Origin of the sequence: Aquimarina aggregata (assembly GCF_001632745.1) — a bacterium.
In the GTDB taxonomy this organism is placed as follows: domain Bacteria; phylum Bacteroidota; class Bacteroidia; order Flavobacteriales; family Flavobacteriaceae; genus Aquimarina; species Aquimarina aggregata.
In genome coordinates, this window is the sequence record NZ_LQRT01000035.1 from 355,470 (window position 1) to 378,303 (window position 22,834).

General features: G+C 31.9%; 25 protein-coding genes. 6 read left to right on the plus strand and 19 right to left on the minus strand.

All coding sequences use genetic code 11. From position 1 onward, the window contains the following. Positions 1-69 precede the first annotated feature (69 nt). The 5 genes from AWE51_RS19900 to AWE51_RS19920 all read left to right on the plus strand — a co-directional run bounded on the left by AWE51_RS19900 (position 70) and on the right by AWE51_RS19920 (position 5,439). The gene (locus AWE51_RS19900) at positions 70-270 is read left to right on the plus strand and encodes a dodecin family protein (RefSeq protein ID WP_066317252.1); all 201 of its coding nucleotides are present in this window, start codon (positions 70-72) and stop codon (positions 268-270) included. A 222-nt stretch (positions 271-492) separates the two neighbouring features. Beyond that, positions 493-2,526, plus strand: a complete 2,034-nt coding sequence (locus tag AWE51_RS19905) for a thioredoxin domain-containing protein (protein WP_066317255.1) — start codon at positions 493-495, stop codon at positions 2,524-2,526. Positions 2,527-2,797: 271 nt separating this feature from the next. Further along, positions 2,798-3,505 carry a hypothetical protein gene (locus AWE51_RS19910; protein WP_066317258.1) on the plus strand — a complete coding sequence of 236 codons (708 nt, stop codon included), beginning with the start codon at positions 2,798-2,800 and terminating at the stop codon, positions 3,503-3,505. Positions 3,506-3,798: 293 nt separating this feature from the next. Then, positions 3,799-4,500 (plus strand): hypothetical protein, encoded by a 702-nt coding sequence (locus AWE51_RS19915; RefSeq protein WP_147405017.1) that lies wholly within the window; start codon positions 3,799-3,801, stop codon positions 4,498-4,500. Between the two features lie 231 nt (positions 4,501-4,731). Further along, entirely contained in the window at positions 4,732-5,439 is a 708-nt protein-coding gene (locus AWE51_RS19920) for a hypothetical protein (protein WP_066317263.1), read from the plus strand. Here the strand turns inward: AWE51_RS19920 and tsaB are convergent. The 15 genes from tsaB to cyoE form a co-directional block, all read right to left on the minus strand. After that, the gene (gene tsaB, locus AWE51_RS19925) at positions 5,393-6,058 is read right to left on the minus strand and encodes a tRNA (adenosine(37)-N6)-threonylcarbamoyltransferase complex dimerization subunit type 1 TsaB (RefSeq protein WP_066317265.1); all 666 of its coding nucleotides are present in this window, start codon (positions 6,056-6,058) and stop codon (positions 5,393-5,395) included. The genes AWE51_RS19920 and tsaB overlap by 47 nt on opposite strands. Positions 6,059-6,106: 48 nt before the next feature. Next, positions 6,107-7,384, minus strand: coding sequence for an efflux RND transporter periplasmic adaptor subunit (locus AWE51_RS19930; RefSeq protein WP_066317268.1), 1,278 nt, complete (start codon positions 7,382-7,384; stop codon positions 6,107-6,109). Positions 7,385-7,472: 88 nt separating this feature from the next. Further along, a complete protein-coding gene (locus tag AWE51_RS19935) occupies positions 7,473-8,921 on the minus strand; it encodes a TolC family protein (RefSeq protein ID WP_066317274.1) in 1,449 nt (482 codons plus the stop codon). Between the two features lie 139 nt (positions 8,922-9,060). Next, positions 9,061-10,182, minus strand: a complete 1,122-nt coding sequence (locus AWE51_RS19940) for an efflux RND transporter periplasmic adaptor subunit (protein WP_066317276.1) — start codon at positions 10,180-10,182, stop codon at positions 9,061-9,063. Between the two features lie 29 nt (positions 10,183-10,211). Then, positions 10,212-11,474 carry an ABC transporter permease gene (locus tag AWE51_RS19945; protein WP_066317278.1) on the minus strand — a complete coding sequence of 421 codons (1,263 nt, stop codon included), beginning with the start codon at positions 11,472-11,474 and terminating at the stop codon, positions 10,212-10,214. A gap of 16 nt (positions 11,475-11,490) precedes the next feature. Next, positions 11,491-12,720 (minus strand): ABC transporter permease, encoded by a 1,230-nt coding sequence (locus AWE51_RS19950; protein WP_066317280.1) that lies wholly within the window; start codon positions 12,718-12,720, stop codon positions 11,491-11,493. Beyond that, positions 12,713-13,414, minus strand: coding sequence for an ABC transporter ATP-binding protein (locus AWE51_RS19955; RefSeq protein ID WP_066317282.1), 702 nt, complete (start codon positions 13,412-13,414; stop codon positions 12,713-12,715). The genes AWE51_RS19950 and AWE51_RS19955 overlap by 8 nt, the downstream gene beginning before the upstream one ends. Positions 13,415-13,634: 220 nt before the next feature. Beyond that, the gene (locus AWE51_RS19960) at positions 13,635-13,865 is read right to left on the minus strand and encodes a hypothetical protein (RefSeq protein ID WP_066317284.1); all 231 of its coding nucleotides are present in this window, start codon (positions 13,863-13,865) and stop codon (positions 13,635-13,637) included. Positions 13,866-13,897: 32 nt separating this feature from the next. Continuing rightward, the gene (locus AWE51_RS19965; RefSeq protein ID WP_066317286.1) at positions 13,898-14,440 is read right to left on the minus strand and encodes a DUF420 domain-containing protein; all 543 of its coding nucleotides are present in this window, start codon (positions 14,438-14,440) and stop codon (positions 13,898-13,900) included. Further along, positions 14,433-15,167 (minus strand): SCO family protein, encoded by a 735-nt coding sequence (locus tag AWE51_RS19970; RefSeq protein WP_066317290.1) that lies wholly within the window; start codon positions 15,165-15,167, stop codon positions 14,433-14,435. The genes AWE51_RS19965 and AWE51_RS19970 overlap by 8 nt, the downstream gene beginning before the upstream one ends. Positions 15,168-15,233: 66 nt before the next feature. Continuing rightward, entirely contained in the window at positions 15,234-15,890 is a 657-nt protein-coding gene (locus AWE51_RS19975; RefSeq protein ID WP_066317292.1) for a hypothetical protein, read from the minus strand. 147 nt (positions 15,891-16,037) lie between these two features. Next, complete coding sequence (locus AWE51_RS19980; RefSeq protein ID WP_066317294.1) at positions 16,038-16,397, minus strand: cytochrome C oxidase subunit IV family protein; 360 nt, start codon at positions 16,395-16,397, stop codon at positions 16,038-16,040. A gap of 21 nt (positions 16,398-16,418) precedes the next feature. Next, positions 16,419-17,402 carry a cytochrome c oxidase subunit 3 gene (locus tag AWE51_RS19985; RefSeq protein WP_066317296.1) on the minus strand — a complete coding sequence of 328 codons (984 nt, stop codon included), beginning with the start codon at positions 17,400-17,402 and terminating at the stop codon, positions 16,419-16,421. A 139-nt stretch (positions 17,403-17,541) separates the two neighbouring features. Next, positions 17,542-18,123, minus strand: a complete 582-nt coding sequence (locus AWE51_RS19990) for a cytochrome c oxidase subunit 3 (RefSeq protein WP_066317300.1) — start codon at positions 18,121-18,123, stop codon at positions 17,542-17,544. Continuing rightward, complete coding sequence (gene cyoE, locus AWE51_RS19995; RefSeq protein ID WP_066317813.1) at positions 18,114-19,016, minus strand: heme o synthase; 903 nt, start codon at positions 19,014-19,016, stop codon at positions 18,114-18,116. Before cyoE ends, AWE51_RS19990 begins: the two co-directional genes overlap by 10 nt. Positions 19,017-19,337: 321 nt before the next feature. Here cyoE and AWE51_RS20000 point away from each other — a divergent pair, with 321 nt between their 5' ends. Continuing rightward, positions 19,338-20,207: an MBL fold metallo-hydrolase gene (locus AWE51_RS20000; protein WP_066317302.1), complete on the plus strand. Its 870-nt coding sequence runs from the start codon at positions 19,338-19,340 to the stop codon at positions 20,205-20,207. A gap of 65 nt (positions 20,208-20,272) precedes the next feature. On the opposite strand, the gene AWE51_RS20005 is transcribed toward AWE51_RS20000, so the two are convergent. The 4 genes from AWE51_RS20005 to gcvH form a co-directional block, all read right to left on the minus strand. Beyond that, positions 20,273-21,013 (minus strand): energy transducer TonB, encoded by a 741-nt coding sequence (locus AWE51_RS20005; RefSeq protein WP_066317304.1) that lies wholly within the window; start codon positions 21,011-21,013, stop codon positions 20,273-20,275. Positions 21,014-21,119: 106 nt separating this feature from the next. Beyond that, positions 21,120-21,845 (minus strand): energy transducer TonB, encoded by a 726-nt coding sequence (locus tag AWE51_RS20010; protein WP_066317305.1) that lies wholly within the window; start codon positions 21,843-21,845, stop codon positions 21,120-21,122. Between the two features lie 159 nt (positions 21,846-22,004). Then, positions 22,005-22,394, minus strand: coding sequence for a VanZ family protein (locus AWE51_RS20015; RefSeq protein ID WP_157766182.1), 390 nt, complete (start codon positions 22,392-22,394; stop codon positions 22,005-22,007). Beyond that, positions 22,384-22,764: a glycine cleavage system protein GcvH gene (gene gcvH, locus AWE51_RS20020; protein WP_066317308.1), complete on the minus strand. Its 381-nt coding sequence runs from the start codon at positions 22,762-22,764 to the stop codon at positions 22,384-22,386. Before gcvH ends, AWE51_RS20015 begins: the two co-directional genes overlap by 11 nt. Positions 22,765-22,834: the final 70 nt, after the last annotated feature.

Consider the following 22,834-nt stretch of genomic DNA (forward strand, 5'->3'; position numbering starts at 1 on the left):
TATTTAAAAAAACTAAAGTATCTCGTATCTTAGAGATTCTTTTAAAATATTAACTAAAAAATTATTAAAATGGCAATAGTAAAAACAATTGAAATTATAGCTAGTTCAGAAAAAGGATGGGAAGATGCTACTAAGAGTGGAATTAAACAAGCTTCAAAAACAGTAAAAAACATCAAATCTGCTTGGGTTTCTGATCAAAAAGTAATGGTAAAAGATGGTGAAGTTTCTGAATACCGAGTTAATCTTAAAGTATCATTTGAGATAAAATAATTTCAAATTAAGAATTTCATAAATTATTCTTGATTTGGTTTTCTAACCTACTTAATAGTAAGAAAATCGTATTTTATTGTATAATAAAGCAAAGCATCCTAATATTCTTGGGATGCTTTTTATATTTTTAGACATTATAAAAAAGTTACTCCAGTGAAATATTCGTTTTTTATCATCATCGCGTTCCTCTTTACACAATGCACAAGTCAAAACAAACCTTCTATGGAACATGCATATACCAATGACTTAGTTCATGAAACAAGTCCATATTTACTGCAACACGCTCATAATCCCGTAAATTGGAAGCCTTGGGGGCCTAAAGCACTTAAGCAAGCCAAAGATGAAAATAAACTTATCATTGTAAGTATTGGCTATGCTGCTTGCCATTGGTGTCATGTAATGGAACATGAAAGTTTTGAAGATCCTGAAGTAGCCGAAATTATGAATACTAATTTCGTAAGTATAAAAGTCGATCGCGAAGAACGTCCAGATATTGATCAAGTGTATATGAATGCTGTACAGTTAATGACTGGTAGTGGTGGATGGCCGCTTAACGCAATCACATTACCTGACGGAAGACCTGTTTGGGGAGGCACTTATTTTCCTAAAGGAAATTGGGTAGATGCTCTTAAACAAATATCTGGTCTATATGAAAAGCAGCCTGAAAAATTATTAGAATATGCTGAAAAACTGGAACAAGGAATAAAAGAAGTAGATATTATTGAAGTAAATACCGATGAAATTAGTTTTGAAAAAGATTTTGTGGCTACGGCTGTAAAGACTTGGAGTAAAAACTTTGATCATCAAAAAGGAGGCACAAAACGAGTCCCTAAATTCATGATGCCCAACAACTATCATTTCTTACTTAGGTATGCTCATCAAAGTGGAGATGATGAGTTATTAGAGTATGTAAAAAACACATTAACAAAGATTTCTTTTGGTGGTGTTTATGATCATGTTGGTGGTGGTTTTGCAAGATATTCTACCGATGATAAATGGCATGTACCCCACTTTGAAAAAATGCTATACGATAATGCACAATTGGTTAGCCTTTATGCTGATGCATATTTAGTTACCAAAGACCCTTGGTATAAAAAAGTAGTTTATGAAACTTTGGATTTTGTTGCTAATGAATTGACTAATAAACAAGGGGCTTTTTATTCATCGTTAGACGCAGATAGTAAAACACCAAATGATGAATTAGAAGAAGGTGCTTTTTATGTTTGGACAAAAAAAGAACTTAAAACACTTTTAAAAAATGACTATGAACTTTTTTCTAAATATTATAATGTAGACACATATGGATTCTGGGAAAAAGAAAACTATGTCTTGATAAGAAAAGATAGTGATATTGAATTCTGCAATAAAAACAGTATTGATAATAAAACACTAGTAGAAAAATTAGAGCAATGGAAAAAGACTCTTGCAGAAGAACGTGAAAAAAGATCCAAACCAAGACTAGATGATAAAACATTAACCTCATGGAATGCTCTTATGATAAAGGCCTATGTAGATGCATATAGAGTATTCGGAGAAAAAGATTTCTTGACTACTGCCTTAAAGAACGCACACTTTATAAAAGAAAACCAACTTAAAAAAGATGCTTCTCTATTTCATAATTACAAAGAAGGTAAAAGTACGGTTAATGGTTATTTAGAAGATTACGCCTCGGTTATAGATGCATTTATAGCATTGTATCAAAACACTTCGGATCAACAGTGGTTGGACATCTCCAAAAATCTTACAGAATATGCGATAACACATTTTTTTGATAAAGAAAAAAATATATTTTATTTTACATCAGATGAAGATCCTGAACTAATCGCCAGAACAATAGAATCAAGTGACAATGTGATTCCTGCATCAAACTCTATTATGGCCAAAAACTTATTTTTATTATCTCATTATTTCGATGAATCCAATTATAAAAATATAAGTCAGCAAATGCTACATAATATCAAGCCACAAATAGAAGCCTATGCTTCTGGATATTCGAATTGGCTGGATTTAATGTTAAATTATTCGTACGACTTTTATGAGCTTGTAATCGTTGGCACCGATGCTAAGGAAAAAATACAAGAAATAAACAAGACCTATATACCCAATAAACTTTTAGCAGGTAGTATTCTTGATTCTGAAAGTCCTCTTCTAAAAAATAGATTTGTAGAAGATGAAACCTTATTTTATGTATGTGTAAATAATGCATGTAAATTTCCTGTTAATGAAACTTCAAAAGCAATAGAATTACTTCGTTAATTTTTTAAGAAAAAAGAATCCAAGTTTCGTCAAGAAAAAACTACCATAAAACGATGAAAACAAACATTTTATAGTTAAAAATCATCAAAAAATACGGTTTTACCATAAAAATTCTATGTGAATTTTGTGTTAAAATGACGTTTTTGTTCTGAATAATTCAATTGTTCTTGGCAATGTATTATCAATTTCGTAAAAATTAACACAAAAAAACATATTAATTTCATACAAAACGTGATTTTATTAAATTTGTCATATCCAAATCAATGAAATTATGAGAAAAACATTACTTATCCTATTCTTAATAACAACCACTATTTCATTTGCTCAATTACCCAAAAATCTTTTAATTCCATCAAAGGAAAATTATACTTATGATGAATACGACGGAAGTATTTATATGAAATCTCGTTTTAAAGAGTCGAGCGTAATAGATGAAAAGTCAAGTTCTTATGATGCAAAATTGAAATACAATATTTTAGATGATGCTATAATGCATTCTTCTAATTCAGGTATTTATGAATTAGCAAAGACCCCAACAATTCATGCCAGAATCGACGGAGACTATTTTTACTATTGTAATTTCAAAAATCAAAGAGGTCTTAACAGAGATGGATATTATATATTGATAGAATTAACTGATCAATATCGAATTTATAAAAGGTTAACTCTTGACATAACAGATCCTGAAGAAAAAGGTCCCGTAAGCAGTGGTATAACTGCACCCGGAAATGTAAAAACGATTACCACCTATTATATCGAAGAATCCGGAATCATCATGGAATTACCTATGAATAAGAAAGGACTTCTTGCGACATTTAGTGATAAACAAAATGAACTAAAGGAATACATCAAAAAAGGAAAAATACGTGTTCGTAAAGAAGATGATTTAATCCGATTAGTAGCAAGGTACAATGCCTTAAAAAGTGATGAAACTTCTCAAAACAGAAGTCTTCTAAGTACTGCAGATGGCAATAGGTAATTTATACTAATCAATCTTCTTAAAATTTAAATTACCCCTATTTCATTAGACACAAACCTTTAAAACGATGTTAATCACATGTTTTAGAGGTTTTTATGCTTTACACACTAGCTTGAATAGGGTTTTACCCTTTAATTATTATGTGAATATCTCATAAAAAAAGCGTATTTACCTCGGATAATCAAAAAAGAATAGCATTATAATAAAAATTTAATAAAAATATTATCAAATAAACATTCTCATTGTATTTAAGCTTCTGATATTCTAATTTTAGCAAATCCAAATCTTAATATATGAGAAAAACATTACTATTATTATCCCTGATGATATCATCAGGATTATTTGCTCAATTACCCATAGATCTGCTTAAACCAATTCCTAGAATTACATCTTTTGATGAGTATGAAGGTTCTATGTATTTAAAATCAAGGTATAAAGAATCAAGTGTTGTAGACGAAAAATCTGGAACTTTTGATGCCAAACTAAGATATAACATTTATACTGATGGCTTAGAATTTAGCAGAAATTCTAAATTATATGAAATTAAGAAAAGTACAACAATACATGCCAGAATAGATGGTGACTATTTTTACTATTGCAATTTTAAAAACCAAAGAGGTCTTGACCGTGATGGTTACTACATATTAGTAGAGTTAAATGATAAATATCGTATTTACAAACGTTTAACTATCGATATTGTAGAACCTTCTCACAATTTAATTAAGAAAATTGATGAAGTTGGAAAACTTAAAATGCATTCTACATATTATATAGAAGAAGCAGGCGTAGTAATGCAATTACCATTAGACAAAAAGGATATACTTGTAACTTTTAGTGACAAAGAAAGTGAGTTAAAAAAATACTTAAAAAAGGAAAAAATACGTTTAAAAAAGGAGGAAGACCTAATTCGATTTGTTGCACGATATAATGCTCTTAAAAGTACTGAAAATAATGCTTCACAAAGTTTACTAAGCAATACCCTCAGAAGAGATTAATAAAAAATGTTATCTCATACTTTTTTTAGCCCTTAATACTTATTACCACTTACAATTTCTTAGTGGTGATTTTGTTGTGGATATTATTTTGATGTAACATTAATTAATTGAACTGGGTATTCAATTGGATGCTATAAATCAAAATAACATATAATACGCTATAAAGTTACAGGTTCTTTTACCTATGCTTTAGAATGGTGTATCTATTCATTACAATAAAAATAAGTAGTCATGAAAACAGTTGTCAAAATATTATTTTTCATAGTATCTCCTGTAGTATTTTCTCAATTTTCTAGAGAAATGGCAGAACCAACTGGTAAAGTAGCAGAATTATTAAAATATAACGGCTCTATTTATAGCAATGAAAAATATTCAGAAGCTAGAATTATTGATGAAAAATCGGGTACATATTACGTAAACCTAAGACATAATGTCTACAGTGATGTTCTTGAATACAAAGAAGGCCCAAAGTCGTATGAAGTCATTAAAAACTCTTCTATTTATGCCTACATTGATAGTGAAGAATATCGTTATTGTAATTTCAAAACTCATAAAGGTCAATTACGACACGGATATTATACTCCCATAGATAAAACAGATACGTATAGTGTCTACAAAAAACATGATCTAAAGATAACTGAGCCTAAAGAAAAGGATCCAATGACAGGAAGTTCTATGACATCAGGAAAAATCAAACTTGAAACGATATTTTTCTTAGAACAAGATGGTATCATAGTATCATTACCAACAAATAAAAAAGAAATACTTATAACTTTTCAAGATAAATCTGATGAGTTAAAAGAATTTATAAAGAAAGAAAAACTTCGTCTTAAAAAAGAAGAAGATTTAATCAAACTAGTAAAACATTATAGTATTTTAAAGAATAATACGGCTAACCAGCCACAAAATCTTTTAAATAATAGGGTTCAAAATAACTAACATCTTCACTATCTTTCTTTAAGAATTTTTCATATGCTATCTGTGCCATCTCTTGAGCAGAAGGTAATTTGTTCTGAATAAATATTGCATTCTCATGCTTACAAATTTCAGAAAATTTTTCTACTCCATTTCCAATAAAATAAACACTGTTTTTGTCTAAATATTCTTTAAAAGAATCTTCCGTTAGGATTTCGGCTCTTGTTTCTCTTAATTGTTCATAGGTATTTGAAAAAACAGCAGCATATACTTCCATTCTTCTTGCATCGATCATAGAAACAATGTAGCTCTCTTCTTCATCACTTTTAACCTGCATAGCAAGAGATTGTAATGTTGGTATAGAAATTAACGGAATATCCAGTGCATAACATAATCCTTTTGCTGCAGAAACACCAATTCTTAAACCAGTATATGATCCTGGACCTTTGCTAATCGCTATAGCCGAGATATCTTTAAAAGATAGTGCTTTATCCTTAATGATTTCGGCCATAAAGTTATGTAATCGTTCTGCATGTGAATATTTTGCATCGTAATCTTCTGCTAAGGCAATTACCTCGTCATTATAAGTTAGTGCAACAGAACAGTTTGTAGTTGAGGTTTCTACACAAAGGATATAGGCCATTCATAAAAAATTTATGCAAATTTAGGGGTTTCTTCTATAATCCAGAAACTATTTATCAGACTTCTCTTTACTCTCTAGAGTAACCTTATCTCCATTTTTAAGTGTTTTTGTAACTACATTATAAGGCCCAGTAATAACCTCATCTCCTACATCTAATCCATTAGTAATTTCAATATTACCGTCGTCTTGTATTCCTGTCTCAATTACCTTTAGTTTCGCATCTTCACCATCTTTAATAAACACACACTCAAATTTCTTGTCAGAATTATTTGTCGTTTTTTCCTTATTGGCAGTTTTGCGAACACTAGAAGTATCATTTTTTATAACAATAGCACTTATAGGCACACCTATTACCTTTTCTCTTTTATTGGTAATTACATCAACTGTTGCTGTCATTCCTGGACGAAATGGTGAATAACTTTCTGGTTTATCTTTAGTCAAATCGCTATAAGATTCTTCAAGAATACGCACTTTGACTTTAAAATTGGTGACTTGATCAGCACTGATTGTATTTTCTGCAGAATTTGCAATTTCTGTCACCAAGCCTTTAAACTCTTTTTTTAAATAGGCATCTACTTCTACTAAAGTAGAATCTCCTATAGAAATCTTAACTATATCATTTTCATTTACATCAACCTCTACCTCCATATTACTAAGATTAGCAACTCTTACAATCTCTGTACCCGCCATTTGCTGCGTACCTACAACGCGCTCACCTAGCTCAACAGATAGTTTAGAAATTGTACCATTCATTGGAGCATAAATAGTTGTTCTATCCAGGTTATCCTTAGCTTCATTTACTGTAGCTCGTGCACTTTTAACACTATAAAAAGCGGATTGCTTAGCAGCTTCGGCAACTTCATATGCTGATACAGCCCTATCCCAATCTGCCTTTGAAATCACACCTCTCTCAAATAATCCTTTATTACGATCATAACTTAGTTTAGCTTCTTTAAGGCTTGCTTCTGCTTGTTGCAAACCAGCTTTTACATTTTCTAAAGCGGCTTGTGATCTATTTAAACCGGATTGAATGATATCAGGATTAATTCGTACTAAAAGATCACCTTTTTGTACCTGTTGACCTTCTTTTATTGGTAATTCAATAATTTCCCCAGATACTTCTGATGAAAGTTTAACCTCTACTTCTGGTTGAATTTTACCAGTAGCAGAAACAGTTTCGACGATATCTATTTTTTCTATAACTGTAGTTGATACCTCCTTAAAATTACCACTCTTACCAAACCAACCGGCTTTTTTTCCATAAATAAGTAGTACTATAGAGAGTATAACTACACTTAATACAATGAGTAATGTTTTTCTATTCATAACGTACTTTAAGTTCTGCTGTATGTGAAAATACAATCTTTTTACTAGAGAAAGCCATAACAGTCAGAAAATGGAAGTTTAGGCCTTACTATAGTTTAATATCTGCAATTTTAACTCCGAAGTAAAGTTCTAATACTTTTAATTTAAAAATATAATCAAATTTATTTCTTACTTCCTGACTCTGTGCGTTCTCCAATCTAAATTTTGACTGACTGAAATCAAATGCATTAGTTAATCCTACATCATAACGATCCTTTGCATACTCATACGCTCTTTCTTGAGCTTTAACAGATACAAGAGATGCTTCATAAGCTTCGGCAGCACCTTTAGCATCAAGATAGGCTTGATATATGTTACTATCAAGATCTAACTCTGCTTGTTCAAGTTGAAATTCTGTCCTCTTTACATTGATCTTACTTCTCTTGACACTATTTCTAACTGAAAACCCATTGAATACAGGAATACTAAGAGATAGACCATAAGAGATCCCGTCGTTATCATACAACTGTTTAAAAAACGGACGTCTTGACGACTCTACCGAAATAATATTAGGATCCTGACCTAATACTGTTTCTCCTGTACTCTGAACAGTACCAATAGGAACAATATCAAAAGGATTATCCGGATCAAGAATTCTATCAATTGGTCTTGCGCCAGATTCTCTAGTATTGTAATTAAACCCCGCATTTAAAGTAGGATAATATGCCCCACGTGCAATTTGTAAATCTTTTTCGGCAATTAATTTATTTTGTTCTGCTATCTGAACCTCATATCTAGATTCTCTTGCCTTTGCAATTACCTCATTAATTGGTTTGCCTAACATCTCTGCTCCAGGTACTAAATATTCTTGTTCTGCAATATCAAAGTTTTCATAATCTTTAATTAACAATGCTTGCGCTAAACTTATTAATGAGATTTGCACAGAATTTTCTGCTTGAACAATTCTTGTTAATTCATCGGCAGAAGTCGCTTCTATCTCTAACAAATCTCCTTGTGGTAAAACACCTGCATCGACAAGCTCCTTAGTTCTTTTTAACTGCTCTAGAGTAATATCATGTTGCTTTTCTACTACTTTTAAAGATTCTCTATTAAGTAGTATTTGTAAGTACCCATTTGCAATAAACAAGGCTATGTCATCCTTTGATTTTCCTAAATTATATTGTGCTAATAAACTATTAAGTTTTGCTCTTTGGAAACGTCTTACATTTCTAAGCCCATCAAATAAATTTAAACCAACATCTACTCTATATGAAGAACTTCTAAATGTTAATGTTCTATTTTGGTTTGTAATTGGGTCAAGAGCTAAACCAGAGCTCCAAAAATTTGAACCTGAAGCATTAACAGTAGGTAAGAAATTACCAAATGCATCACTTTTATCTAACTCTGCAGCTTGTAAATTAAGTGCAGATTGTTTAATGGTAATATTATTTTCTATAGCGTACTCTAGACATTCACGTAATGTCCATTGCTTTTCTTGTGCCTGAGTCCCCAAAACTCCGATAAGCCCAATTAATAAAGTTAAAATTTTTATTCTCATAATGTCTATAAGTATATTATTACTTGATGATGTTACAGATATTTTTAAAAAAAAGTTTTTTTCTTTTAAAAGATGCTACAAAACGACATATATAACACACTATCATTTAGCATAAAACAGTCTAAATGATTATGTGTTACTAGTCTTGTGCTGTTTCAGGTTCTTTTTTAATTGGCTCTGTCTTATTCCAAACTTTAATTTCATCTTCTTCTGTTAATCCAGACAGTATTTCAACATTAATCCCATCAGATAAGCCAATTTCTATATCTTTTCTCTTAAACTCTTGATCACCAATTTTAACTTCTACATATGGATCTTCTGTATCTTTATCGAACTGCAATAGCGCTTCTTTTATCGCAAGAATATCATTTTTAGTGTCCAATACGATTGAAGCATTAGCACTATACCCTGCTCTTACAAAATAAGAATCGTCCAGAAACACTTCTCCTTCTATTTTAAACTGAACAGCTCCTTGCTCTTCATTACCCTTTGGCGCTATAAACTTTAATTTTGCATCAAATTCTTTATCTCTGATTGCTCCTAGACTAACTTTTAACGGCATATTAATTTTAAGCTTACTAACCTCTGCTTCATCCACTTTTCCTTCAAAAATCATTTTAGTAAGATCGGCTATGGTTGCAACAGTAGTACCATCATTAAAATTATTACTTTGGATAACCTGATCACCTTTTTCTACCGGAATTTCTAATATTGTACCAGCAACAGAGGCTCTAACATTTGTAATTGCTTGTGCACCACCTGTTGATCCTTGTCTAATGATTTGCAAATCATTTCTTGCATTCTTAACTTCTTGTTCTGCCTGATCATAACGTAATTTTACATTCTGAAAATCCTGCGTAGATATTACCCCTTTATCGAACAGCGCTTTATTTCTATTAAAATCCTGCTGGGCATTAGCTAAACTAATTTGTGCATTTTGAACACGTCCTCGCGCACTATTTAAAGCTTGCTCGTTTGGAACTACTTTTACCTTTGCTATTAAATCTCCTGTTTTTATTGCATCTCCTTCTTTAACATAAATCTTCTCGATTATTCCCGAAACCTGTGGTTTTATCTCTACTTCATCTTCTGGTATAACTTTTCCAGTAGCAACAGTTTTCTCTTCAATAGATGTTTTAAATGCCTTTTCTGTGGTAAAAATTATGGGTGATTTACTGTTAGAGTCTATAAGGTACTTGCCCGAAAAACCGAGTAAGGCTATAAAAACTACAACTAATAAAATTTTAAAAATCTTTTTCATTTTGATTGATGATTATTCTGGTTATTACTTTATTCTTCTCTTAACGCTTCGATTGGTTTTATACTTACTGCTTTTTGAGCCGGAATAAGCCCTATTAATGTTCCTAATAAAACTATAGATAACAATGCCCCTACTACAGCAAAGAAATCTACCGTAGGATTTAATATTGGGATATCTTCATTGGTTCCTACCGCAGTATTAATTGCCCATAGTACTAGTGTGCCAAATACGAAACCGATAAGCCCTGCTATAAACGTTAATAAGATTGATTCTAGCATTATTTGCCCTCTAACTTCTGCTGGCGTAGCTCCCAAGGCTCTTCGAACGCCTATTTCTCGAGTACGTTCTTTAACGGTTATTAATAATACATTACCGATAGCTATAACACCTGCAATAAGGGTAGCAATACCAACGATATATGTGATTAATCTCATCCCTGATAAAAAACCACTTACTTTAGCCACTTCTTCTCCTAAATTAAAACTACCAAAGGCCTGATTATCGTCTGGGTGCACATTATGTATGCGTTTAAGAGCACTTTTTATAGTGACCTCTGTATTTACAATATTCTTATCAGATTTTGCAGTAATTACCATCCAAGAGATATTTTTTCCTTGATTAAAGATGGTTTGAAATGTCGTGAATGGAAGAAAAATAGAATCATCTCCTTCAAAACCTTGTTGTGTTGGTTTATACACTCCTATAACTTTGAAATAGATTCCGTTAATTTTCACAAAATCTCCGATAGCGCTTTCATCTTTGTCATAAAATTGCTTGTATATATCTTCTCCAATAACACATACTTTACGCTCGTATTTAATATCTTCTTCATTAATAAACCTACCTCCATCAAACATTTTTTTCTTCGACACTTTATCTATAGTCGGGTAATCGCCAAAAACTTGGAATGCTCCTGATTTAGAACCTCGTACAAATTGCCCTGGAGGAGTTCCCCATCTTCCTGTTACATTACGAGGTGCTATATATTCTATATCTGTAACTTGAGATTTTAAAGCATCAACATCATCCAAAGTAAGCTGCATTCTTCTTCCTCTTTTAAAACCTTCGTTAGGAATACTTGTTTGCTGTCCCCAAAGAAACATTGTATTGGTTGCAAAATCATTAAATTGACTTCTAAAACTATTATCCAGTCCTTTTGCCAACCCAAGAAGAATCACAAATAAAAAAACTCCCCATGTCACACCAATAACCGTAATGATAGTTCTTACTTTATTCTTGCGAATAGCTCCGTATATTTCTTGCCATGTATCTCTTTCGAATATAAATTTCATCTGATCATGTTTTTAGTTATTCGTCTCTAAGTGCAATTATGGGTTTTATTTTTGCCGCTCTTCTTGCCGGAATATATCCTGCTATTAATCCTGAAAATATTAATGTAATTGTAGCCACAACAATAACTCCTGTTTCTACTTTGGGGTTGAGTATAAAAAATTCTTCTAGATTATTACCGATTAATCGCAATGATAGCATTCCTAATATTAAACCTATATAACCAGCAACCGAAGTAATTAAAACAGATTCTTGAAGCACCATTGCTATGATAGATCTAGGTGAAGCACCCAAAGCTTTTCGAATCCCTAGTTCTTTAGTTCTTTCTTTAATACTAAATGTCATAATATTACCTATACCAATAATACCTGAAATAAGTGTACCAATACCCACAACAAAAATAACGAGATAAATTCCTCCTAAAATCACCATGGTTTCCTTAATACCTTCGGCAAAACTTCTTACTCTGATTGCACTTTGATCATCTGGAGCTACATCGAATTTTTTCTTAAAATCCTCTTCAATTTGCTTAGAAAACGCTATGGCCTGTTCTGTATTCATAGCCATATTATATGTTAAGTTAATTTGGTCCAATTTTTCATTGTTTCCAAAAAGCAATTGTACTGTTTTATAGGGCATACAAATAATTCTCTCTTCATTATCTCCTCCACTATCTTGAAAAACACCGACAATTTTATAAGCTATTCCATCTATATCTAAAGATTTACCTAGAGCATCTTCATTTTTAAAAAGATCTTTCTCTACTAGCCTACCTATTGCAATATTTTTGGTCTTATCAATAATATCATTTTCATTGATATATCTACCCTTCATCATGATAGTTTTTTCTAGATACTGATGTTCGGGATTTACAGCTATTATTGTATAACTACCAGATTCTTTCTTGTATTTTGCTTGTCCATTACGATAAATTCTTGGGGTAGAATATTCTACTTTTCCTTTATAGTTCGTATTAATAAATTCAAAATCTTCATTTTCGAATTGAATTTTTCTATTTTCCTGAAAGCCTTTATATGCTTTTGAAGTTCTACCAGCTCTAATAAAAATTATATTTTGGGCATCATCAACGAAGCTACTTAAGAAGCTATTAAGCAATCCGTTTCCCAATCCAAGAAGAACCGTAAAAATTAAAATTCCCAATGCTACAGTAAATCCTGAAAGAAAAGTTCGCAACTTATTTTTACCAATAGCTTCAAATATTTCTTGCCACCTATCTCTATCAAACATATTGCGAAGCTCTAACTTGTTCTACTTTTTTATCTTCTACAATAACACCATCTTTTAGGTGTACAATACGTTTACACATATCTGCAATATCAGGCTCATGAGTTACCACTAATATTGTTTTTCCTTCGTCATTGATACCTTGAATAATATCCATAACTTCATAAGAGGTTTTACTATCCAATGCTCCTGTAGGTTCATCTGCTAATAAAACTTTAGGATCTGCAGCTAATGCTCTTGCTATAGCAACTCGTTGTTTTTGACCACCTGAAAGCTCACTTGGCAAATGTGTCGCCCATTCTGCCAAACCAACTTTACCTAAATATTCTATTGCTTTTTCTGTTCTTTCTTTACGTTTTTTTCTCTGGTAGTAAAGAGGTAGTGCTACATTTTCTAAAGCGGTTTTATAGTTGATCAAATTAAAAGATTGAAAAACAAACCCTAAGAACTTATTACGATATTGAGCCGCTTTGGTTTCATTTAATCCTTTAATAGGAACATTATCTAAGAAATAGCTTCCTGTATCTGCTTCATCTAGCATTCCTAAAATATTTAGTAATGTAGATTTTCCAGAACCTGATGACCCCATAATAGCCACTAATTCTCCTTCTTTAACACTAAAATCTATTCCTTTGAGAACGTGAAGCGAATTGCTTCCCATTTGATACGATTTGTGCAAGTCTTTAATTTCAATCATAACATTTGATTAAGATGTTCGAGGCATAAAAGCTATACCTCAATAAAATTGAGACCCACTAACTATTCAATTATACTATTTTTGATTGATTTTCTAGTTTTCCCTACTAGGATATTGTGATTGGTTAGCATCGTCTTGTTACATAAGACTAACAGTATCACATTTTTGTTACAATCTTTATTGTTATGAAAATGTTAAAAATTCAATTAGTCTAGAAACATTAATCGTTAAGAGGTATTGACTTCTTCTTATTTTTATAAATAAGATACCCAACTACCCCTATTAAAATATAAGGAACTATCATTAGATATACTATTCCATTATTAATTCCTTTTGCGGTTTCCTGACCTTCTTCACTCTCTAAGACTGCTCTACACATAGCACATTGTGCTTCTGCTGGAATAGCAAGAAGTAACAAAAAGATGAATACATATATCGCTTTGATTTTCATACTAGTCTTAATTAAATTAACCTTATACTTCGTTAAACATAATACGGAGAAATCATCAAGTATACAACAACACCAGTGATTGCGACATATAACCAGATTGGAAAAGTTATCCTTGCTATTTTCTTATGCCTATCAAACCGCTTTGCTAATGCTCTAACATATGTAATTAACACAAAGGGAATAACTACTATAGATAATATAATATGTGTAATAAGAATAAAGTAATAGATATATCGAATAGCTCCTTCTCCTCCGAAGACTGTAGAATCACTAGTCATGTGATATGCAACATACATAACTAAGAAAAGTACCGAACATGAGATCGCTATTTTCATTAACCTTTCATGCAATGCTATCTTTTTGTTTTTTACTGCCCATAGTGCGGCAATAAGAATAACAGCCGTTAAACCATTTATAGAAGCATAAATTGGCGGTAAAAACCTTAATGGTTCTACATCAAAACCTAATTTTCTTAAATTAACACCAAATAATATAGCTACAGCTAAAGGAATAGCAATAGACAACACTATTATCCACTTATTATATTTTTGCTCAACTTCTGATGTGTTACTCATTCTTTTTTAATAATTTTTTAATATCCTCTAATAAAATAGTTATTTGTTCTTCTTCTCCATCATCATCTATTTTCTCATCAACAGCAATAGTTCCTCTATAATAAATTATAGGATTCCCAGAAGCATCGTACCTAGATCTAACATACCCTTGTTGATCAATTAAAGCAAAATAACCATTATGCTCAAATCCTCCAGGCACATCTGCATTCTCTGCTGCATAAATATTAAACCCAGCATTAGCAAGGTCATAAATCTGCTCTCTATCCCCTGTCAAAAAATGCCAATCTGGATTGGTTACTTTATAATTCTCGGCGTATTTTTTCAATCTTCCAGGAGTATCAAATTTTGGATTGATTGTAAATGAAGCAACTCCAAAGTCTTTACTATCTAATAATTGGTTTTGTAAGTACACTAGGTTTCTACTCATTTTGGGACATATTGTAGGGCAACTCGTGAAGAAAAACTCAGCAACATACACTTTACCTAAATAATCATGATTAGTAATAAGAAGGCTATCTTGATTTAAAAAAGCAAACTCGGGTACTTTTTTAGGTGTATCATTTAATTTTATATAAGCTAGCTTTTCATTGGCAACAGGGTTACTAGCGCTCATTCTATCATTTTTCACAATCGATGACCCTTTAACTCGATTTACAATTTTAGGAATAAATATAATTCCAAAAATTAATACGATAAATGATATACCAACATAAGAATATTTTTTCATAACACTAAACAATTCAAGACAGGGTTTATACAACTTAATCCTTTTTAAAAAAGGAAATTCATTGTTTTATTTTTCTTTGCGATCCGCTTTATACTTTTTAAGAGCCAAACGATATTCTGCAAGAACTACTTTAATATCATCTGTCATTACATTTGCCAAATCGGCAACAGAACTTGCATCGTATCCGAATACTTTTTTGGGCTCATCCTCTTCTAATGTTCCGTCTCTACCTCTTAAACTGGCATTTTTATCAATTATGTACACATATTGTGTTGCTAGATTAGCATCTAATTTATGAGGAGTCTTAAGGCTATCAAACAATTTCTTTATGCTCTCTGGGGTGCCATAAACAAAATTCCACCCAGATACATCGGCGATATCATCCAACTCGTTTAATAGCTTCGTTGCCGCAGCTTCGCTTCCGAAAGGAAGTACCATAACAAACTGAAAGTCCTGAAATCCGTGATTCTTTTTGTAAATCTTTTGATTAAGATTAAAAGCATTACCCTGTTTATTATAAATATCCTTACCTAAAAAACCCAGAACTGTGATCTTATCTTTAAAGGTAATTTCTTTTTTATTTGGTGATTCGAAATCTTTGAGATTTCCTATTGAACTATTTATGACGGGAAGTTTGGCAAAGTTGTGTACTCCCGAAGCAAAGAATAAGTATGCTACTAAAGGCAGAACAAACAATATACCGAGTACAAGAAATTTTTTCATTTACAAGTAGCTTTATTTCTATTTAGTATTTAGAAAATTCACTTTTATATGGCTATAAAAAATGCGTAAAAACCAATTGTGCAAAAATAAAAAAAGACGGTTTAAAAACCGTCTTTTTACAATGCTTTTAACGTATAAAAATGAGAATTAAAAATCCCAGCTTTTATGACCCGCTTTAAATACCTCAAATACATAATCTCCTTCTGTAAGAAGAATGAAAATAAGGTAACAGATTAAGAAAATTGCAGTCCATACTACAGCTCTTCTTAGCCCCTTAGTCTCTCCTTCCATATGCATGAAAGACCATGTAATATAATATGCTTTATATATTGTTAAGATGATAAAAATCCAGTTTAATAATTTCATACTTATAAAAGTAGTCTCAATTAAAAAAGTTGGTTTTATTATCCCTAATATTACTTCTACTATCGTCACTACAGAAAGAAGAATAAACACTTTCCATATTTTTCCTGTGTTGGATTCGTGATGTGCTATATCGTGTGCCATGTTATGCTTATCTTTTATTTATTAAACCAGGTAGAAAAATGTAAATACAAATACCCATACTAAATCTACAAAGTGCCAGTATAAACCAACCTTCTCAACCATCTCGTAGTTCTTTCTTTTCTCATATGTTCCCAGAATTACGTTAATAAAGATGATAATATTAATAATCACACCAGATAATACGTGAAAACCGTGAAAACCTGTTATAAAGAAGAAGAAGTTAGCAAACAATGGTGTACCATATTCGTTATGTACTAGATTTGCACCTTCTACAATACCAATAGCATCGTTTTGCAGTCTTTTTAATGACTCTTCTCTACTCAGTATCGTTTTTTCTCCTTTTTCGGTAAGTACTTGAGTTCTTATAACTACATCATTTCGCTTAGCAAAACCTTTTCTTATTTCATCAATTGTATATGTTGGTAATGTAGCTTCGTTTTCGTACCAGATACCATTTTTGTTTTCGTGTTGCACTCTATTTTTATGCGCATCAAAAATCGCAATATCAGCAAGAGCCACTCTATGTCCGTCTGTATCTACAAATTGTAAAATTTGACCTCCTTTAGTTTCTATAGCCCCATACTCACCTTTAATAAAGTTTTTCCACTCCCAAGCTTGTGATCCTACAAAAATAGCTCCACCAATAATAGTTAAGAACATGTAAAAAATAACTTTCTTCTGTTTCATATGATGACCAGCATCAACAGCCAGTACCATTGTTACCGAAGAAAATATTAATATAAATGTCATTAAAGCTACATAATACATAGGAGCATCTACCCCATGTAAAAATGGAAAGTGATTAAATACTTGATCGGCAATTGGCCATGAATCAATAAATTTAAATCTTGAAAAACCATATGCGGCAAGAAACCCTGAAAATGTAAGCGCATCAGAAACGATAAAAAACCACATCATCATCTTACCGTAACTTGCTTTTAGCGGCTCATTACCACCACCCCAAGTTTTATCTTCTGTACCCGTTTTAGCAACAGCTGTGTCCATATAAAGAATTTGGTATTGTTAAATTTTCCACAAAAATAATCAATTTTATTATTTCACCTGCTCAATTTTATTTTTTAATTAAGTCAAATGTGATTCAAATAAGTAATCCTTTTTTTAGTATACCTACTATTATAATTTCTTATCTGATGAAATACAAAAACAAAAAGAGATAAACCCACAGAAAATCAACAAAATGCCAATACATAGCACCTAGTTCTAATCCTAGTGTTTGTCCTGTTTTATATTTTTGTTTAAAATGATTATAAATTACAACTAAAAGCACAATGAGTCCTCCAAAGATATGTGCAAGGTGTGTTACCACTATGATAAACATAAAAGTAGAAACAATATTTGATGTTGGCCCTGTGAAATGATAGCCTTGATTAATAATATCACTAAAGCCTTCGAATTGCAAAATCACAAAGAGAATACCAAGTCCTAATGTTGACAACAACAATACGGTTGCTAAACCTCGCTTATTTTGCTCAATAGCCTTCTTCACCATATAAAATGTTACACTACTAGCGATAATTACGAGAATACTATATATAAATGCTTCAGGAAAAACTAAATCTGTTTGCCAATCCTTTCTAGATTTACTTACAACATATGCACTAGTAAGTCCCGCAAAAACCATTGCCATACTTATCATAGCAAACCACATCATGGTTTTTTTAGCTCTATCAACTTTTTCTTGTGTTGTCCCTCGTGTTAAATCCATACTCTAATAAATTTATCTGCAACATAAATAACCTGTAACAATGTAATATACAGGACACTCATCAACATTAATTGTTTAGCGGTTTTAGCATCTCTTATTTTATACAATCGAATTGCCGATCGCAACAGAACTGCCCCCAGAATCAATAATATCACCCCTGAAACCGGAGTAAGATAAAGATCTCCTGTAACTCCAAAAACAGGAATTAAAGACGTTACAACCGTCCAAATAGTGTAAATTAATACTTGTACTGCTGTTCCTTTATCTTTTTTACCTGTTGGAAGCATAAAAAAGCCTCCTTTTTTATAGTCATCATACAAAAACCATCCTATTGCCCAAAAATGGGGGAATTGCCAAAAAAATTGCACCATAAAAAGAGTTCCTGGTTCTATCCCAAAATCATTGGTTGCTGCTACCCAACCCAGCATAAATGGAATTGCTCCGGGAATTGCCCCTACAAAAACAGACAAAGGAGTTTTTGTTTTTAAAGGTGTATACAAACTAACATAAATAAATATCGAAATTGCCCCAAACATAGCCGTTTTAGGGTTTATGGTATACAGTACCGTAATACCAATAATTGTAAAAATAGTAGCTATTATAAAAGCTGTATTAACCGACATTCTTCCTGATGGGATCGGCCTATCTTTAGTTCGATCCATCAACTTATCTAAATCCCTTTCGATTATTTGGTTAAAAGCATTTGACGCTCCAACCATACAATATCCACCTACAGTAAGTAACAAAAGTGTACTCCAAGAGATTACTTCAACACCTAATAAATATCCGGCGACAGAAGAAAAAACTACACTAAGGGCCAAACGCATCTTAGTGATTTCTTTAAAATCCTGAATAACAGAAACTTTTGCAGTATTAATTTGGGTTACGCTCAAATCTTGCACGTTTTCATCAATTTTTTGGTATTCCTCTTTTGAAAACACATAAAGCATTTATTCTCTATTGTTATAGTACAGTACTAATAACTCTGTAAATTTTTCAAAAACTGCCTTTTTCAAAAGTCGTGCAAAGATATACCTTAAAAGCATTTTAGACAACTAATAATCAGGTATTATTCACCTTTTAACAGACTTATCCTTAAATCGCAAGTGATTTTGATAATTCCGTTTAAAAAAGATTCTCATTAACAATATGTTATTTCTTCGTTTTATTATCGACTAAAACGATCTAAAACACAAACACCAAACTAATACGTGATGAAAAACCTTGTACTTTTTATGCTATTACTGTGCTATTTTATCTCAAATGCACAAAAAAAAGAAGTTACAATCACCTTAGACTTAATCTCTAAAGATATCTATATGCTTACTGGACAAGGGGGTAATATCGGAGTCTTAAAAAACGAAAAGGGTTTATTTATTATCGATGATCAATTTGCAAGACTATCAGACAAGATACTTACAAAACTTAAAACGATTAGTGACCAACCAATAACGATGGTTGCCAACACACATTTTCATGGAGATCATACTGGAGGTAACGAAAACATGGCAAATCAAGGAGCTACAATTTTTGCACAAAAAAATGTAAGATCAAGAATAGAAAAAAATCAAAAAGAGAAAGGAAAATTTAACCCTAAATCTTTGCCTGTAATAACATTTGACGAAGGGCTTCAGTTATATTTTGAAAACGAAAATATTAATGCATTTCATGTTCACAATGCACATACTGATGGAGATGCTATTATTTATTTTGCTAATGGAAATGTATTACACATGGGGGACACATTTTTTAATGGTCGTTACCCATATATAGATTTAAATTCTGGAGGAAGTATCGAAGGATATATTAAAGCTTCTGAAAAAGCGCTTATGATAGCAAATTCTGACACTAAAATTATTCCTGGACACGGAGCTTTAGCAACCAAAAAAGATCTAGAAAGCTTTTTGACAATGCTTAAAACGATCACAAACACTATTAAAAAAGAAGTCGATGCTGGTAAATCTGAAGAGGAAGTAAAAAACAATACAGCACTAACTTCGGTTTATGATACAAAAGGTTTCGGAGATGGTTTTATTAATTCAGAACGAATACGACAAACCATATACTTAAGTCTTACGAAATAAAGAATTTAAAAATGAGTGTTAATTTAAAAAGCCTACTAGTTTAATCGCTAGCAGGCTTTTTTTCTTTACCCTTGTATTTTAAACACTATCGGCAATTGATACTTTACAGTTACGTTTCTATCTCTCTGTTTTCCTGGCGTCATCTGCGGAAACAAATTAATAACTCGTCTTGCTTCTTCTTCTAATTTTGGATGCGATGCACGCACTCTAATATTAGTTACCTCTCCTTCTTGATTCACATCAAACTGTGTATAGATTTTTTGCAAACCACTTAAACCATATCGTTCGCCTAAACCTGTGTTAAATTTTCTTGCTACGATTTTACCCACTTTTTTAGAAAAACAAGTAGCTCTTTCTTTATTAGTTGCCAGCTTTTCACATCCAGGAAAAATAGGAACAAATTCTACAGCAGAAAAAGGAACCTCTACTGGATCAGGTTCATCCACATCATCAATTTCTCCAGGTGCTACAGGTGCAGAAGTTTCAACTGGATGAACATTTTTGAACTCCTCAGTAACTTTATTAACAACAGCAGTGTTATCAATAACTTTAAACTCTTGAGGCTCAACAGGAGGTTTTGTTTGTTTTACAGCTACTTCTTTTGGTTTGGGCTCTTGATACACCTCAAAGGCTCCATCCCACACATAAGAATCATCTTCTTCTACTATTGGCGGTTTTTGACCCAAAGCCGGAACCGTAGTATACACTTCAAACATAAAATAGGTAAATAGTAGACTTGCAATAAGTCCAATCTGGAAATTCACCAATGTACTTTTTCGTACATTAGCATCGTGCTTGTTACTCATGATATTTAGTTTTAACGTTACAATTGAAACTGAATCAACAAGCATACCAAAAAAAAATCCCGCTCACAGAAATGTGGCGGGATTTTGATATATAACGTACTTTGTTTTAGTCTTGTACTTGAAAAACTATTGGTAAGGAATACAATACACCTACTGCTTTACCTCTTTGTTTTCCTGGAGTCATTTTAGGTAATAACTTTACAACTCTTTGAGCTTCTTTTTCTAGTCTTGGATGCGGACCTCTTGCCTGCACTCCAACAATATTACCTGATCTATCAATTTTAAATCTTACATAGATTCTATTTACACCCGACAGACCTAACTCGTTACCTAATTCTGTATTAAACTTACGGTTAACAAACTTTTTAACCTTATCACTCATACATTTCTTTTTCGCATTATTGTTACCTGCTTTTTCACATCCTGGAAAAATTGGCACATTTTCTATAACTGCAAATGGTACATCAGAGATAACCTCTTCTTCTTCTACATCTTCTACCTCTTCAACTTCTACAATTTCTTCTTCCTGATTAGTTTCAGTAGACTCAATAATAGTTTCCTCTACTTCTTCTTCATCTTCTACTACATCAATAATTTCTGGTGCAGGTGGTGGAGGTGGCGGTGGTGGAGGTGTGTTCAAATTTTGAGTAATCGGAACATCTTCTTCTTCTAACTCATCAAGATTCACCTGACCTATGTCGATATTACTTCTATCATAGGTTTTCCATTCTATACCTCTCCATGTTAAAAATAGAACTAAAATAAGCCCTAGTTGAAGAAACAAGGTACTTCTTCTAGTTAAATCTGCTTTTGGATTTTTCTTCGATTCCATATTATTGTTATGTTATAGGATTGCTAAAATAGCTAAATTCTTTTGTAATTTCCAACTAAACATCAAAATGTAAAACGAAAAATTTGATTTTTAACGTTTATAACATCTGTTATGCATACTTGAAAATTGATTTATGAGATTCACTTAAGAAATTAAAATCTACTTTTCTTTGATCCTAATCAATTTATTTTCAAATATTTTCAATAAAATAACAGCAAAAACTATACCGCTTGTATTAGCTAAAACATCATACCATTCTGAACTACGATAATTCGTTAGTAATGTTTGTAACAATTCCATTAGTCCCCCGTATAAAAAGCAAATAATTGCACTTTTAACAATACTTTGCTTAAAGGTTTCCTTTCTTTTTTTTGAAAAAAAGAAAAAAGCAAACCAAACAATTGTAAAAATGAGGTAAGCAACAAAATGTCCTATCTTATCACTTCCTTGTACTCCGACTTTGAATGGAATAATTAATCGTGCTAATGATGCCCAAGTAATTAAAGCACTATATACAAGTAGTACTGCCAGTAGGAACTTATGCCCCAATAACCTCTTTATAACCATCTGCCGATAATAAACCGTCTATTTGAGAAGTATCAGCTATTTTTATTTTAACCATCCAACCCGCTCCATAAGGATCGCTGTTTACAAGTTCAGGATCACCCTCTAACGTTTCATTAAATTCAACTATCTCTCCTGTTAATGGCAAGAATAAATCAGAAACCGTTTTAACTGCTTCTACGGTACCAAAAACTTCTTCTTGATCTAGTTCTTCACCAACAGTTTCTACCTCAACATAAACTATATCTCCTAATTCACCTTGTGCGAAATCGGTTATACCCACAGTTGCGATATCACCATCTATTTTGATCCACTCGTGGTCTTTTGTATATTTTAATTCTGAAGGAATATTCATCTAAAAAAGTATTTATGAGTTCTTATTTTCTTTATGCTGACGAAAATAATTCTATTTTATTGAATTTTAA

What these genes read in the sequence shown, in the direction of transcription:
- AWE51_RS19900 (WP_066317252.1), top strand. Translation starts at nt 70, where the DNA reads ATGGCAATAGTAAAAACAATTGAAATTATAGCTAGTTCAGAAAAAGGA.
- AWE51_RS19905 (WP_066317255.1), top strand. Translation starts at nt 493, where the DNA reads ATGGAACATGCATATACCAATGACTTAGTTCATGAAACAAGTCCATAT.
- AWE51_RS19910 (WP_066317258.1), top strand. Translation starts at nt 2,798, where the DNA reads ATGAGAAAAACATTACTTATCCTATTCTTAATAACAACCACTATTTCA.
- AWE51_RS19915 (WP_147405017.1), top strand. Translation starts at nt 3,799, where the DNA reads ATGAGAAAAACATTACTATTATTATCCCTGATGATATCATCAGGATTA.
- AWE51_RS19920 (WP_066317263.1), top strand. Translation starts at nt 4,732, where the DNA reads ATGAAAACAGTTGTCAAAATATTATTTTTCATAGTATCTCCTGTAGTA.
- tsaB (WP_066317265.1), bottom strand. Translation starts at nt 6,058, where the DNA reads ATGGCCTATATCCTTTGTGTAGAAACCTCAACTACAAACTGTTCTGTT.
- AWE51_RS19930 (WP_066317268.1), bottom strand. Translation starts at nt 7,384, where the DNA reads ATGAATAGAAAAACATTACTCATTGTATTAAGTGTAGTTATACTCTCT.
- AWE51_RS19935 (WP_066317274.1), bottom strand. Translation starts at nt 8,921, where the DNA reads ATGAGAATAAAAATTTTAACTTTATTAATTGGGCTTATCGGAGTTTTG.
- AWE51_RS19940 (WP_066317276.1), bottom strand. Translation starts at nt 10,182, where the DNA reads ATGAAAAAGATTTTTAAAATTTTATTAGTTGTAGTTTTTATAGCCTTA.
- AWE51_RS19945 (WP_066317278.1), bottom strand. Translation starts at nt 11,474, where the DNA reads ATGAAATTTATATTCGAAAGAGATACATGGCAAGAAATATACGGAGCT.
- AWE51_RS19950 (WP_066317280.1), bottom strand. Translation starts at nt 12,720, where the DNA reads ATGTTTGATAGAGATAGGTGGCAAGAAATATTTGAAGCTATTGGTAAA.
- AWE51_RS19955 (WP_066317282.1), bottom strand. Translation starts at nt 13,414, where the DNA reads ATGATTGAAATTAAAGACTTGCACAAATCGTATCAAATGGGAAGCAAT.
- AWE51_RS19960 (WP_066317284.1), bottom strand. Translation starts at nt 13,865, where the DNA reads ATGAAAATCAAAGCGATATATGTATTCATCTTTTTGTTACTTCTTGCT.
- AWE51_RS19965 (WP_066317286.1), bottom strand. Translation starts at nt 14,440, where the DNA reads ATGAGTAACACATCAGAAGTTGAGCAAAAATATAATAAGTGGATAATA.
- AWE51_RS19970 (WP_066317290.1), bottom strand. Translation starts at nt 15,167, where the DNA reads ATGAAAAAATATTCTTATGTTGGTATATCATTTATCGTATTAATTTTT.
- AWE51_RS19975 (WP_066317292.1), bottom strand. Translation starts at nt 15,890, where the DNA reads ATGAAAAAATTTCTTGTACTCGGTATATTGTTTGTTCTGCCTTTAGTA.
- AWE51_RS19980 (WP_066317294.1), bottom strand. Translation starts at nt 16,397, where the DNA reads ATGGCACACGATATAGCACATCACGAATCCAACACAGGAAAAATATGG.
- AWE51_RS19985 (WP_066317296.1), bottom strand. Translation starts at nt 17,402, where the DNA reads ATGGACACAGCTGTTGCTAAAACGGGTACAGAAGATAAAACTTGGGGT.
- AWE51_RS19990 (WP_066317300.1), bottom strand. Translation starts at nt 18,123, where the DNA reads ATGGATTTAACACGAGGGACAACACAAGAAAAAGTTGATAGAGCTAAA.
- AWE51_RS20000 (WP_066317302.1), top strand. Translation starts at nt 19,338, where the DNA reads ATGAAAAACCTTGTACTTTTTATGCTATTACTGTGCTATTTTATCTCA.
- AWE51_RS20005 (WP_066317304.1), bottom strand. Translation starts at nt 21,013, where the DNA reads ATGAGTAACAAGCACGATGCTAATGTACGAAAAAGTACATTGGTGAAT.
- AWE51_RS20010 (WP_066317305.1), bottom strand. Translation starts at nt 21,845, where the DNA reads ATGGAATCGAAGAAAAATCCAAAAGCAGATTTAACTAGAAGAAGTACC.
- gcvH (WP_066317308.1), bottom strand. Translation starts at nt 22,764, where the DNA reads ATGAATATTCCTTCAGAATTAAAATATACAAAAGACCACGAGTGGATC.